The sequence below is a fragment of the Paraburkholderia sp. BL6665CI2N2 genome (assembly GCF_004366535.1).
GTDB lineage: Bacteria > Pseudomonadota > Gammaproteobacteria > Burkholderiales > Burkholderiaceae > Paraburkholderia.
Genome location: NZ_SORC01000001.1, coordinates 4,971,530 through 4,984,455 on the forward strand (window position 1 = coordinate 4,971,530; position 12,926 = coordinate 4,984,455).

The 12,926-nt window shown below is 62.9% G+C and carries 10 protein-coding genes and 1 pseudogene; 3 read left to right on the forward strand and 8 right to left on the reverse strand.

What is annotated here, in order from left to right; translation table 11 throughout:
* Positions 1-8 precede the first annotated feature (8 nt).
* From B0G81_RS22200 to recA, 8 genes and pseudogenes are all read right to left on the reverse strand, one after another.
* Positions 9-1,794: pseudogene (locus B0G81_RS22200) on the reverse strand (Wzy polymerase domain-containing protein).
* A gap of 159 nt (positions 1,795-1,953) precedes the next feature.
* A complete protein-coding gene (locus tag B0G81_RS22205) occupies positions 1,954-2,577 on the reverse strand; it encodes a pilin (protein ID WP_134138356.1) in 624 nt (207 codons plus the stop codon).
* A 143-nt stretch (positions 2,578-2,720) separates the two neighbouring features.
* Positions 2,721-3,425, reverse strand: a complete 705-nt coding sequence (locus B0G81_RS22210) for a TerC family protein (RefSeq protein ID WP_134138357.1) — start codon at positions 3,423-3,425, stop codon at positions 2,721-2,723.
* A 145-nt stretch (positions 3,426-3,570) separates the two neighbouring features.
* Positions 3,571-4,452, reverse strand: coding sequence for a succinate--CoA ligase subunit alpha (gene sucD, locus B0G81_RS22215; RefSeq protein WP_091799342.1), 882 nt, complete (start codon positions 4,450-4,452; stop codon positions 3,571-3,573).
* 150 nt (positions 4,453-4,602) lie between these two features.
* Positions 4,603-5,772, reverse strand: coding sequence for an ADP-forming succinate--CoA ligase subunit beta (sucC, locus tag B0G81_RS22220; RefSeq protein WP_012434252.1), 1,170 nt, complete (start codon positions 5,770-5,772; stop codon positions 4,603-4,605).
* Positions 5,769-6,509 carry a DUF2889 domain-containing protein gene (locus B0G81_RS22225; protein WP_134138358.1) on the reverse strand — a complete coding sequence of 247 codons (741 nt, stop codon included), beginning with the start codon at positions 6,507-6,509 and terminating at the stop codon, positions 5,769-5,771. Before B0G81_RS22225 ends, sucC begins: the two co-directional genes overlap by 4 nt.
* Before the next feature lie 149 nt (positions 6,510-6,658).
* Entirely contained in the window at positions 6,659-7,366 is a 708-nt protein-coding gene (gene recX, locus B0G81_RS22230; protein WP_134138359.1) for a recombination regulator RecX, read from the reverse strand.
* A 7-nt stretch (positions 7,367-7,373) separates the two neighbouring features.
* Positions 7,374-8,450 carry a recombinase RecA gene (gene recA, locus B0G81_RS22235; RefSeq protein ID WP_012434255.1) on the reverse strand — a complete coding sequence of 359 codons (1,077 nt, stop codon included), beginning with the start codon at positions 8,448-8,450 and terminating at the stop codon, positions 7,374-7,376.
* 233 nt (positions 8,451-8,683) lie between these two features.
* Here recA and B0G81_RS22240 point away from each other — a divergent pair, with 233 nt between their 5' ends.
* From B0G81_RS22240 to B0G81_RS22250, 3 genes are all read left to right on the forward strand, one after another.
* Complete coding sequence (locus tag B0G81_RS22240; protein ID WP_121307208.1) at positions 8,684-9,466, forward strand: response regulator transcription factor; 783 nt, start codon at positions 8,684-8,686, stop codon at positions 9,464-9,466.
* Positions 9,467-9,475: 9 nt separating this feature from the next.
* The gene (locus B0G81_RS22245; RefSeq protein ID WP_134138360.1) at positions 9,476-11,023 is read left to right on the forward strand and encodes a sensor histidine kinase; all 1,548 of its coding nucleotides are present in this window, start codon (positions 9,476-9,478) and stop codon (positions 11,021-11,023) included.
* A gap of 218 nt (positions 11,024-11,241) precedes the next feature.
* On the forward strand, positions 11,242-12,900 hold the full coding sequence (locus B0G81_RS22250; RefSeq protein WP_134138361.1) for an MFS transporter: 1,659 nt from the start codon (positions 11,242-11,244) through the stop codon (positions 12,898-12,900).
* Positions 12,901-12,926: the final 26 nt, after the last annotated feature.

A 12,926-nucleotide genomic window follows, 5' to 3' on the forward strand; every position in this document is an offset into this window, starting at 1 on the left:
GCAGCGCCTCACTCCTCGTCGCTGTTGTCGTCCTCGTTGACGTCGCCCGGCGGCATGCCGTAGCGCTTGACCAGTTCCGCCTTGAAACCGGCCAGCGTTTTCTGCTCGTCGCAAAGCTCGTACACGTAGCTCAGTTGCGACGGCCAGTCCTTCAGTTCCGTGGCGAAAATCTTCAGTCGTTCGACGGTATCGAGTGCCCCGGCCTGATCGCCGCTCAACGCCTGCAACACCGCATAGCGACGCAACACGGTTTCGCCCGGCAGCAGCGCCATCGCCTGTTTGTGCATGGCGAGCTTCTGTGGCAGATCCGTCGAATTCATCGGCAAAAGCGTCGCCAGACCATATTCGCCCCACGCCTGGAACAGGAACGACGGGTCCGCACGATATTGCTCGGCGGGACGCTGGCCGTAGTACAGCACCTCGGCGCGCGCATAGTCGCGATACACCGGATACAGCGCGGCCAGCCCGCCGAACACGACCACCGCAAAGACGCCGAACGACAGCCGTGCGGGCACGAGCCGCAGCGGCCGCGTTTCCAGCAGGCCGAACACGAACATCGCCGGCAAGAGGAAGAACATATATTGCTGCGGATATTCGACCAGCGCGTGCATGACCAGCACGCCGATCAGCGCAATGCCGAATACGCGCGCTGAACTTTGCGGTGCGCGCACCACGCGCACGAGCCACGTAATCAGACCGAACAGCACAATCGCGAGGCCGATCAAACCTGTCTTCGCTAGCAGGTCGATAAAGATGTCGTGCGAATTATTGGCGATCTCGACGCCGCCGAGCGACTTCGCAAACTCGTACTGGTAGCTCGGAAATTCGCCCCAACCGACGCCCAGCAGCGGATGCGTCTTGAACATCGTCCAGCCGTATTTCCACAGCGCGAGGCGCGGCGCGATCTGGCCGGCATCCTGAAAACGTTCCGCCGCGGACTGCCCGAGCTCCAGGTGATAGTGAACGTTGGCCCAGCGGACCAGCGCGTTGATCACGAAAAAACAGCACGGCGAGAGCGATCGGAATGATCCATTCGCGATTGCCGCGGCGTACCTGCGACTGATCGCGCATCTGCGCGAACGCCATCCAGAAACCGGCCACCACGATCACACCCATCTGCAGCCACGGCCCGCGCGACACGGTCAGCGCGAGGCCCACCGCGAAAATCGTCGACACGAGGAACCAGATGCTCACGGCGATCCGCCGCGTTTGCACGAGGAACAGCGCCCCCGCCATCGCAAACGCGATGTAGGTGGCGAGGTGGTTGGCCTGAGCCATGTTGCCGAACGGCCGGCGCTCGACGGTCACGTTATACGCGACCACGAGCGGCGACACGCGCACTTCGAGGTGAAACAACTGGATGATCTGGCAAAACACCGCAAACAGTCCGCCGACGATCAACGCCCCAGCCGCCCAGCGCAACGCGGTCTCGTTGAGCTTGGCGCGCGTGAAGCCATAACCCGCGTGCGTCGCCATGAAGGCCGCCAGCAAATAGCCGCCGCCGAGCCAGTTCATGGAAGGTTGCGAAACCGGCAACACTACCGACTGCGCCACCAGCAACAGCCCGAACAGCAACGGCACCAGCGCGACCACCGGCGACGCGAACGTCACACGCGGCTTGGCGCTCGCCACCATCAGCACGACACCCGCCCCGGTCAGCAGATACAGGGCGAGTGCGGTGAATTCAGCGTAAAAGGTCGGAATCGGATACGTATGGTTGACAACTGCATAAGGCAGCACCAACGCGAGAGACAACAAAATGAAAGACAGATAGCGCGCGAAAGGGGTGGGCATCGAGGAACCGGTGGGCGTCAGCAACCGGCGCACTATACAAAAAAATCCTCCTGCTGTGCGCCGGCCCGGCTGAAATATCCCACAAATCAGCCTTTTACGTGCGGACGACTGCGATGCCGCGCCGCTCTCCCGCTTATCGCGCGCTCATGTCGCATACGTTCATGAACGGCACTCAGGCGGGGCGAGATTCGACGGCAACGTGGGCGCATCGGTGGGTGCCGGGCCCGCGCCCGGCGCCGGCAGCGAGGACGCCGCTTTGCCGCCCGCGAAGCATTCCCACGTCAGCGCGCCCGCCTGCACTCCGCCCTTGCTCAACGCGATGCGCGCAGTCGGCGCATCCGCATTGTCAGGCACCGACGGCACGAGCGTGAGCGTGTTCGAACCAACGGCTGCGACGCGCGTCGTGAAGGCGACGGTGATCTGGCCGGTGTCGTCGTCGACCCGAATCGATTCGACGTTGCGGGTGGCGGGCGGCGACGCATACCCACCGCTGAACGTGTTGCCGCTCGCGGCGTTTTCAGCCACCGCCAGCCGCGCGGACGCCGCCAGCGACAGCCCCTCGCCGACGCGGCTGCGAGCCAGATAGTCCTGATACGCGGGAATCGCATAGGCGGCGATCACGCCGACGATCGCCAGCACGATCATCAGCTCGATCAGCGTGAAACCGAAACCGAGGCGTCGGCAGGCACGCGCGAGCCGCGCGGACCAGGCCGCCCGGCAAGATCGTGAGCGCGTGGCCAGCGAGGATTGGGAGTACGGGCAATAAGGCAAAGTGAAGATCATCGGCAGGCTCCTGAAACGAAAACGCCTGCCCCACGGATCGGGAACAGGCGTATCAATCGTAGCCAGCGGCGCTCGTATCAGACAGTCAGCCGAATGGCTAACGTTGCAGCGTGGTGCGCCTCATGCCGACGCCGGAGCGTGTCTCAAGCCGCCGCGCGATGGGCGTTGCGGCGCTTGAGCAGATAACCAAGGACGATGACGAACAACGCCCCCGCGATGCTCATGCCGTTTTCGGCCAACGGCGTATCGAGGATCGGCCAGCGATCGCCTGCCGGGTCGTTGATGATCAACCCGCCCGCGATCCAGCCCAGCAACCCGGCGCCGAGCGTGATGACGATCGGGAAGCGGTCGAGCAGTTTGAGAACCAGCTGGCTGCCCCACACGATCAACGGGATGCTCACCACCAGGCCGAAGATCACCAACGCCAGACGGTGCTCGGGATCGGCCGCCTCAGCAGCGCCCGCGATCGCGATCACGTTGTCGAGGCTCATGACCGCGTCCGCGACGATGATGGTCTTGATCGCCGCCATCAGCTTGTCGGCCGGCTTGATGTTCTCATGCGGGTCGTGCGCCGGCGCCATCAGACGCACGCCGATCCACAGCAGCAACAGGCCGCCCGCGAACTTCAGCAGGGGCACATCGAGCAGGGCGACCGCGAACGCGATCAACGCCACGCGCAGCACAATCGCGCCTGCCGTACCCCACAGCACGCCTTTCGTGCGTTGGGACGGCGGCAAATTGCGGCAGGCCAGCGCGATCACGACGGCATTATCGCCACCCAGCAGAATGTCGATGACGATGATCTGGATGACAGCGCCCCAATGGAGCGTGGCGAAGAACTCGAGCATGATTGAAAGAATAAGAAGAAATGCGGCGAGCGGCCAATAAAAAAAGCGGAGGAGTCTGCACTCCCCCGCTTTTTGGACCGCGTGCTCACGAAAGGACTTCGTAAGCGTATCAAAAAACGCGCCGTGACAGCGCGCGAATTTCGATTTACAGCATTGCCTTCAGAAGACGCGCCATTTCCGACGGGTTCTTCGTGACCTTGATGCCGCAGGCGTCCATGATTTCCAGCTTCGCTTCAGCGGTGTCCGCACCGCCCGAGATCAGCGCGCCGGCGTGGCCCATGCGCTTGCCCGGAGGCGCCGTGACGCCGGCGATGAAGCCGACCACCGGCTTCTTCATGTTGTCCTTGATCCACTCAGCAGCGTTCGCTTCGTCCGGACCACCGATCTCGCCGATCATGATGACGGCGTCCGTTTCCGGATCGTCGTTGAACATCTTCATCACGTCGATGTGCTTCAGACCGTTGATCGGGTCGCCGCCAATACCGACCGCCGACGACTGGCCGAGGCCGATCGCCGTCAATTGGCCGACTGCTTCGTACGTCAGCGTGCCCGAACGCGACACGACGCCGATGCGGCCCTTGCGGTGGATGTGACCCGGCATGATGCCGATCTTCAGTTCGTCCGGCGTAATCGTGCCCGGGCAGTTCGGGCCGAGCAGCAGCGTCTTGCGGTTTTCAGCACGCATGCGAGCCTTCAGCTCGATCATGTCACGGACGGGAATGCCTTCCGTGATACAGATCGCCAGATCCAGATCGGCTTCGACCGCTTCCCAGATCGCAGCCGCGGCGCCTGCCGGCGGAACGTAAATCACCGACACGGTCGCGCCCGTTTCAGCCTTGGCTTCAGCGACGCTAGCGTAGATAGGAATGCCTTCGAAGTCTTCGCCGGCACGCTTCGGGTTCACGCCCGCAACGTACGCTTCGCGGCCGTTTGCATATTCACGGCAAGCACGCGTGTGGAACTGACCGGTCTTGCCGGTGATGCCCTGCGTGATGACCTTGGTGTCTTTGTTAATCAGAATCGACATGTATTGACCTCTGTTCGTTTGGCGTCGTGCGGCGGCGCCGCGAGGCGGAATGTTCCTCGCCCGCGGCGCGCGCACGTCGCCATTCGTAATCCTGGTTAATCCTGGCAAAAGCCCTGACAAAAGCCCTGGAAAAAGCGGCTAAGGGAAGGCTTACGCCTTGCCCGCAGCAGCCGCGACGACCTTCTGAGCCGCTTCTTCCATGCTGTCCGCCGCGATGATCGGCAGACCGGATTCAGCGAGCATCTTCTTGCCGAGGTCTTCGTTCGTGCCCTTCATGCGGACCACGAGCGGCACCTTCAGCGAGACGGCCTTCGACGCCGCGATCACGCCTTCCGCGATCACGTCGCAGCGCATGATGCCGCCGAAAATGTTGACCAGAATCGCGGTCAGGTTCGGGTTTTTCAGCATGATCTTGAACGCTTCCGTGACCTTCTCGGTCGTGGCGCCACCGCCCACGTCCAGGAAGTTCGCCGGTTCGCCGCCGAACAGCTTGATGGTGTCCATCGTTGCCATGGCAAGGCCGGCGCCGTTCACGAGGCAGCCGATGTTGCCGTCGAGCGAGATGTACGCGAGGTCGAACTTCGAGGCTTCGACTTCAGCCGGATCTTCTTCGTCCAGATCGCGATACGCGACGATTTCCGGGTGACGGAACAGCGCGTTCGAATCGAAGTTGAACTTGGCGTCCAACGCGATGACCTTGCCGTCGCCGGTCAGGATCAGCGGGTTGATTTCGGCCAGCGATGCGTCGGTTTCCCAGAATGCCTTGTACAGGCCTTGCAGGATCGCGCGCGCTTGCGGCAGCGAAGCAGCGGGCACGCCGATCTTCGTGGCCAGTTCGTCGGCTTCGGCGTCTTTCAGGCCGGTTGCCGGATCGACGGCGATCTTGTGGATCAGCTCAGGCGTCTTTTCCGCGACTTCTTCGACGTCCATGCCGCCTTCGCTCGATGCCATCACGACGATCTTCTGCGACACGCGATCGATCACGAGGCCGACATACAGTTCCTTCTTGATGTCAGCGCCTTCTTCGATCAGCAGACGATTCACCTTCTGGCCTTCCGGACCGGTCTGGTGCGTGACGAGCTGCATGCCGAGGATCTGTTCCGAGTACTCGCGAACCTGATCCAGCGACTTGGCGACCTTCACGCCGCCGCCCTTGCCACGGCCACCCGCGTGGATCTGAGCCTTCACGACCCATACCGGGCCGCCGAGCTCTTCCGCGGCCTTGACCGCATCATCCACCGAGAAGACCGGCTTGCCGCGCGGTACCGCGACGCCGAATTTCCGCAGGATTTCCTTACCCTGGTACTCGTGAATCTTCATGCGTGATTCCCTTCAGTCTGAGAGTTGGATTGAACTTCGTTTCCGCTGCCGTCGTTCATGCCGGACGCGTTGCCGCCCTCGCCTGTCTGGCGGACTGCCCCGTCGCCTGACGATGCCGCGCGATCCGCTGTATACGGAGCGCGGCCATACCAGCGCGGATAAAACTGCTGCACCGCCTCGCCGTCGAAACGCAGCGCGTGGCAGCGTCCCAGCTGGAATGGCGGTTTATCGTTGGAATGCTCGCCTGTGCTGTTAGACGATCCGTCTCCTGAACCTGCGTTCGCGCCCGGCGCGCTGTCACCGGTATTCCACACTTCACCCGCGAACGCCTGAATCGCGGCGGTCGGCAGCATTGCGCACAGCTCGGTGAGATGCGTGCAACCCGCCGTGCCACCGAGTACACGGGCAGACTCGCGACGGAAGTTTTGACGGAGATTGAGCCCGATGAGGGCACGGTAGGCGGGATTGCTGGCTTGGCACAAACCAGGATAGGGCACCCAGTCGGACGACGCCTCGGCGTCGACGACATTGAGCTTGCGATCGATGGTGATGCGAAGCCAGAGTTCATGGATCGGCTGACCCTTGGGCCGGACGCCCGACGCAAGCACTACGTCGCGCGGTTTTTGGTCAGTCAAGCACGCTTCCACATCCCACAGGCCATCGGCTCGCTCATAGGCTTCCGCTCTGATTGCGCGACGATGGCGCAACTGACGGGACACGGGCGGGGAGAGCGGCATGCGGGAGGAAAGGCCGGATTGGAAAACCCACGAATTTTAGCATACTGGGTATTTGGGACAGGTCCGATTGCGCACGGCCGTGCCGTGCGCGGCTGGGAGCGGAACGTGCCACCCCAAAGGCTTTTGCGTGCGAACGATGGACGACGCGACTACTCGCCGCTCCACTCCTCGTCCATTCCCTTGAGGATTTTGCCGATCGTGGCGCCCGAAAATCCGCGCGATGCCAGAAAGCGCTGCTGTTTCGCCCGTTCGGCGGGCGTTTCGGGAAGCCGGCCGAACTTCTTTTGCCAGACGGCATGGGCACGGGCGAGTTCGGTTTCGCGCAATTGCGCGCTGGCCTCTTCGACGAGCGTTTGGTCGACCGAATGCTGCTTCAATTCGCCGACGATCCGGCTCGCGCCCAATCGCGACGAGCGGCGATGAATCAGGCTTTCGGCAAAGCGCGAGTCGGACAGCCAGTTTCCGGCTTCCAGCGAGTCGAGCACGGTGTCGAGAGAATCGGTTTCCTCGACGAATGGCTTCAGCTTGCGCGCCAGTTCGGTGCGGCTGTATTCGCGGCGGGATAGATAGCCGAGCGCGCGGCCTTTTAAAGACCGTGCCGGACGTTTGGACTGTTTGGCTTCGTCTTGCCCGGGTTTCGCTTCGCCTGGAACGCGACGTGAACGGGTGTAGGTGGTTTCGGAGGGATCCGAGCCTACGGGCGGCGGGGATTCAAACCGCGCGCGCTGCGGATTGCGGCCCGCAGCGCGGTCGTGTGCGTCGAACGATTCGAATGGATCGAACGACTCGTCGTCTTCATCACGCGGGCCGTCCGCGTGGCGTCCGGAATCGGACAACGGCCGGCCCTTGCGTATCACGTGATGGTTACTCTTCTTCGTCCGCGACTTCAGCGGCTGCGCCGGTCACGGCTTCAGCCATGGCATTCACGCCCAGCGATTCGCGGATACGATTTTCGATTTCACGAGCGATATCCGGATTTTCGCGCAGGAATTCACGCGCGTTGTCCTTGCCCTGACCGATACGTTCGCCGCTGTAGCTGTACCACGCGCCGGCCTTGTCGACGATCTTGGCTTGCACGCCCAGGTCGATGATTTCGCCCTGACGTGAAATGCCCTCGCCGTACAGAATGTCGAAAATCGCTTCGCGGAACGGCGGCGCTACCTTGTTCTTCACCACTTTCACGCGCGTTTCGTTGCCGATCACTTCGTCGTTCTTCTTGATCGAACCGATACGGCGAATGTCCAGACGCACCGACGCGTAGAACTTCAACGCGTTACCGCCCGTGGTGGTTTCCGGATTGCCGAACATCACGCCGATCTTCATGCGGATCTGGTTGATGAAGATCACGAGGCAGTTCGTGCGCTTGATCGTGCCGGTGAGCTTACGCAACGCCTGCGACATGAGACGCGCTTGCAGACCCGGCAGCGAGTCGCCCATTTCGCCTTCGATTTCAGCCTTCGGCACGAGCGCCGCGACCGAGTCGATCACGATCATGTCGATCGAACCCGAGCGCACCAGCGCGTCGGCGATTTCGAGCGCCTGTTCGCCGGTGTCCGGCTGCGAAACCAGCAGTTCGTTCACGTTGACGCCGAGCTTGCCCGCGTACTGGATGTCCAGCGCGTGTTCCGCGTCGATAAACGCTGCCGTGCCGCCGAGCTTCTGCATTTCGGCGACGACCTGCAACGTCAGCGTGGTTTTACCGGACGATTCCGGGCCATAAATTTCGACCACACGGCCACGCGGCAAACCGCCGACGCCCAACGCGATGTCGAGGCCGAGCGATCCGGTTGAGACCACCTGGATATCTTCGACCGCCTCACCTGCGCCGAGCCGCATGACCGACCCTTTGCCGAACTGCTTTTCGATCTGTGCGAGTGCGGCAGCGAGTGCCTTGCTCTTTTCAGCCGTCAGTCCAGCCGAGCCTTTCTTGCTTTCTTCCATGAATCGTCCTTTGCTATGATGAACGGCGTCTGAGGCGGATGTGCAGCCCACTTTGAAAGGACAGCACACGAAACCCAGACACTGTATAAAAAAACAGTAGTTTTGGCAAGCACGATTCTCATGCGAACGCGCATTTTTACCGTCGCGCTGCCCAACTACCCACAATAATTTTCGGAGACCGCTGTGCGCCGGGGGGACACCCCGCGGTGCCGGCAAGGCCAGGCTGGCGCACCATGCGAATTCTGATTGCCGAAGACGACAGCATACTCGCGGACGGTCTGGTTCGATCACTCCGCCAATCGGCCTATGCCGTCGATCACGTAAAGAGCGGCGTCGAGGCCGATACCGCGCTGTCGATGCAATCTTTCGACCTGCTGATTCTCGATCTGGGCCTGCCGCGCATGTCCGGCCTCGAGGTGTTGCGGCGCTTGCGCGCGCGCAATTCCACCCTGCCGGTGCTGATTCTGACCGCCGCGGACAGCGTCGACGAGCGCGTCAAGGGCCTCGACTTCGGCGCCGACGACTACATGGCCAAGCCCTTCGCGCTGAACGAACTCGAAGCACGCGTGCGCGCCCTGACGCGGCGCGGCGCCGGCGGCGGCCCGACGGTCGTGCGGCACGGCTCGCTGTCGTTCGACCAGGTCGGCCGGATCGCCTATGTCAACGAGCAGGTGATCGACCTGTCGGCGCGCGAGCTGGGTTTGCTCGAAGTGCTGCTGCAGCGGATCGGCCGGCTGGTTTCGAAGGAACAACTCGTCGATCATCTATGCGAATGGGGCGAAGAAGTCAGCAATAACGCGATCGAGGTCTACGTACATCGCCTGCGCAAGAAAATCGAGCCGAGCGGCGTGCGCATCATCACCGTGCGCGGTCTGGGCTACTGTCTTGAGAAGGCCGCGTCAGCGCCGAGCGCAAGCACGAGCGCGAACGCTACGACCACGCCCGCACCCGCCGAGCCCGAACCGCCCGCCGCGCCGCCGTCCGGCGCAATGCCGGCGAGCCATCACTACAAATAGAGGCCGCCCATGTCCGCACGCGCAGATCGCGCTACGGCGCACGCGGCGGACCTCGACGAGGCGCGCGACGAGCGCTACGCCAACCCGTTCGCCCCGCCCGACGAAACCGAAGCCGCCGCCGAGGCGCGCCCGCGCTCGCTGTTCGGCGAGATTCTCGACTGGATGCTGGCGCCGCTGCTACTGCTTTGGCCAATGAGTCTCGCGGTCACCTATCTGGTCGCCAAGTCGATCGCGAACGGCCCGTTCGACCGCGCGCTGGAAACGGACGCCTACGTGCTGGCCCGCCAGATTCATCCGGTGAACGGCGTGGCGGAACTGACGCTGCCCGACTCCACGCGCGACTTTCTGCGCGCGGACAATGTCGACAGTGTGTTCTATCAGGTGCTCGGCACGCGCGGCGAACTGGTGGGCGGCGAGCGCGACATGCCGCTGCCGCACGAGGAAGACCGCCCGCAGCCCGGTCTCGTCGAATTTCGTGACGATGTGCTGCGCGGCAACGATATCCGCGTCGCCTACACGACTGTGGAGTTTCCGCAGACGCCCGGCGCGCAACCCGTGCTGGTGCAGGTCGCCGAAACGCTCGACAAACGCAGCCAGCTCGCCAACGACATCATCAAAGGCGTGATCTTGCCGCAGTTCGTGATTCTGCCGCTCGCGATCCTGCTGGTGTGGTTCGGGCTCTCGCGCGGGCTCGCGCCGCTGCACGCGCTACAGGCGCATATCCGCGCGCGCCGCCCGGACGACCTGTCGCCGCTCGAGGCGCGGCGCGCGCCGCCGGAAATCGAGCCGCTCGTGACCTCGTTCAACGATCTGCTGACGCGTCTCGAACAGAACATGGAGCTGCAAAAACGCTTTATCGCCGACGCCGCGCATCAGATGAAGACCCCGCTTGCCGGCTTGCGCACGCAGGCCGAGCTGGCGCTGCGTCAGGACGCCTCTGCGGAGGTGCATCGCTCGCTTGAGCAGATCGCCACCAGCTCGGAGCACGCCGCGCGGCTCGTCACGCAACTGCTGGCGCTGGCGCGCGCGGAGAACCGCATGTCGGGTCAGATTTTCACACCGGTCGAAGTGACGGAGGTCGCGCGCAGTGCAGTGCGCGACTGGGTTCAGGCCGCGCTCGCCAAGCAGATGGATCTGGGCTACGAAGCGCCTGAAGAACCGGTCGAAGTGAACGGCAATCCGGTTATGTTGCGCGAAATGCTTTCGAATCTGATCGACAACGCGATCCGCTATACGCCGCCGGGCGGCCGCATCACCGTCAGAGTGCGGGACGACGCGGCGGCGCGGCTCGTGCATCTGGAAGTCGAGGATACCGGCCTCGGCATTCCGGTCGCCGAGCGTTCGCGGGTGATCGAGCGCTTCTACCGGATTCTCGGCCGCGAAGGCGACGGCAGCGGCCTCGGACTCGCGATCGTCCGCGAGATCGCGACCATGCACGGCGGCGAGCTGACGATCGACGACAACGTCTATCAAACTTCGCCGCGGCTTGCCGGCACGCTCGTACGCGTCAGTTTGCATGTGCGCGAACGGGCCGGGACTTACCCTAACGCGACCTGAATGCGTCGATTCCCCGACTCAATATTGAGACACGTTGGGTGTAAATTGGCCCGCTTTGGCACCAGATAGGCGCGTGTTGGGCGAAAACCCACAACACAGACCAGGCCTGCAAATTCACCCCGCCACGTCAGTACGCCGTAAGTTTCCACTCCAATAATCGGTTTCACGGGAACGCCGTTACCGGCGAACCGCGTGCATATCGATATTGGAGACGACATATGGCTACCGTTGGCGGGCAAATCTCGCACGTGCCGATGACGCGCGAAGAGAAGCGGGTGATCTTCGCATCGTCGCTGGGTACGGTTTTCGAGTGGTACGACTTCTATCTGGCCGGCTCGCTGGCGGCCTTCATCAGCAAGAGCTTCTTCTCCGGCGTCAATCCGACAGCCGCCTTCATCTTCACGCTGCTCAGCTTCGCGGCCGGCTTCGCGGTCCGGCCGTTCGGCGCGATCGTGTTCGGCCGGCTCGGCGATATGGTCGGGCGCAAGTACACGTTCCTCGTGACGATCGTGATCATGGGCCTGTCGACGTTCCTGGTCGGCTTCCTGCCGGGTTACGCGTCGATCGGCTTTGCATCGCCCGTGATCTTCATCGCGATGCGGATGCTGCAAGGCCTCGCGCTCGGCGGCGAGTATGGCGGCGCCGCCACCTACGTGGCCGAACATGCGCCGCCGGGACGCCGCGGCTTCTACACGGCATGGATCCAAACCACCGCCACGCTCGGCCTGTTCCTGTCGCTGCTGGTGATTCTCGGCGTGCGTACGGCAATGGGTGAGGATGCGTTCGGCGCCTGGGGCTGGCGCATTCCGTTCATCGTCTCGATCCTTCTGCTGGCGGTGTCGGTGTGGATTCGTCTGCAACTGCACGAATCGCCGGTGTTCGAGCGCATCAAGTCCGAAGGCAAGACCTCCAAGGCGCCGCTGACCGAAGCCTTCGGCCAGTGGAAGAACCTGAAGATCGTGATTCTCGCGCTGATCGGCCTCACCGCCGGCCAGGCCGTGGTCTGGTACACGGGCCAGTTCTACACGCTGTTCTTCCTGACGCAGACGCTGAAAGTGGATGGCAGCAGCGCCAACATCATGATCGCGATCGCGCTCCTGATCGGCACGCCGTTCTTCCTGTTCTTCGGCTCGCTGTCGGATCGTATCGGCCGCAAGCCGATCATCATGGCCGGCCTGCTGATCGCCGCGTGCACGTACTTCCCGCTGTTCAAGGCGCTCGCGCATTACACCAACCCGGCACTGGAAGCCGCGACCGCGAAAGCGCCGATCGTCGTGATCGCGAATCCGGACGAGTGCTCGTTCCAGTTCAACCCGGTCGGCACCGCGAAGTTCACGAGTTCCTGCGACATCGCCAAGAGCGCGCTCTCGAAGGCCGGTTTGAACTACGAGAACGTCGCCGCGCCGGCGGGCACGCTGGCGGAGATCAAGGTCGGCGATACGGTGGTCAACACGTATGACGGCAAGGCCGCGGACGCCAAGGATCAAGGCAAGGCGTTCGACAAGACTCTCGCGACGACGCTGAAGACCGCCGGTTATGCGCCGAAGGCCGATCCCACGCAGATCAACTGGCCCATGACCGTGGTGATTCTGACGATCATGATGATCTACGTGACGATGGTCTACGGCCCGATCGCGGCGATGCTGGTGGAGATGTTCCCGACGCGCATCCGCTATACGTCGATGTCGCTGCCGTATCACATCGGCAATGGCTGGTTCGGCGGCTTCCTGCCGGCCACCGCCTTTGCGATCGTGGCGGCGAAGGGCAATATCTTTTCGGGGCTGTGGTATCCGATCGTGATCGCGCTCGTCACCTTCGTGATCGGCATGCTGTTTGTCCGGGAAACCAAGGACTCGGATATCTACGCGAAGGATTGACGCGTCTGATGGACGTAACGGCTTCT

Coding starts and splice junctions, on each gene's coding strand:
- B0G81_RS22205 (WP_134138356.1), bottom strand. CDS start 2,577: ATGATCTTCACTTTGCCTTATTGCCCGTACTCCCAATCCTCGCTGGCC.
- B0G81_RS22210 (WP_134138357.1), bottom strand. CDS start 3,425: ATGCTCGAGTTCTTCGCCACGCTCCATTGGGGCGCTGTCATCCAGATC.
- sucD (WP_091799342.1), bottom strand. CDS start 4,452: ATGTCGATTCTGATTAACAAAGACACCAAGGTCATCACGCAGGGCATC.
- sucC (WP_012434252.1), bottom strand. CDS start 5,772: ATGAAGATTCACGAGTACCAGGGTAAGGAAATCCTGCGGAAATTCGGC.
- B0G81_RS22225 (WP_134138358.1), bottom strand. CDS start 6,509: ATGCCGCTCTCCCCGCCCGTGTCCCGTCAGTTGCGCCATCGTCGCGCA.
- recA (WP_012434255.1), bottom strand. CDS start 8,450: ATGGAAGAAAGCAAGAAAGGCTCGGCTGGACTGACGGCTGAAAAGAGC.
- B0G81_RS22240 (WP_121307208.1), top strand. CDS start 8,684: ATGCGAATTCTGATTGCCGAAGACGACAGCATACTCGCGGACGGTCTG.
- B0G81_RS22245 (WP_134138360.1), top strand. CDS start 9,476: ATGTCCGCACGCGCAGATCGCGCTACGGCGCACGCGGCGGACCTCGAC.
- B0G81_RS22250 (WP_134138361.1), top strand. CDS start 11,242: ATGGCTACCGTTGGCGGGCAAATCTCGCACGTGCCGATGACGCGCGAA.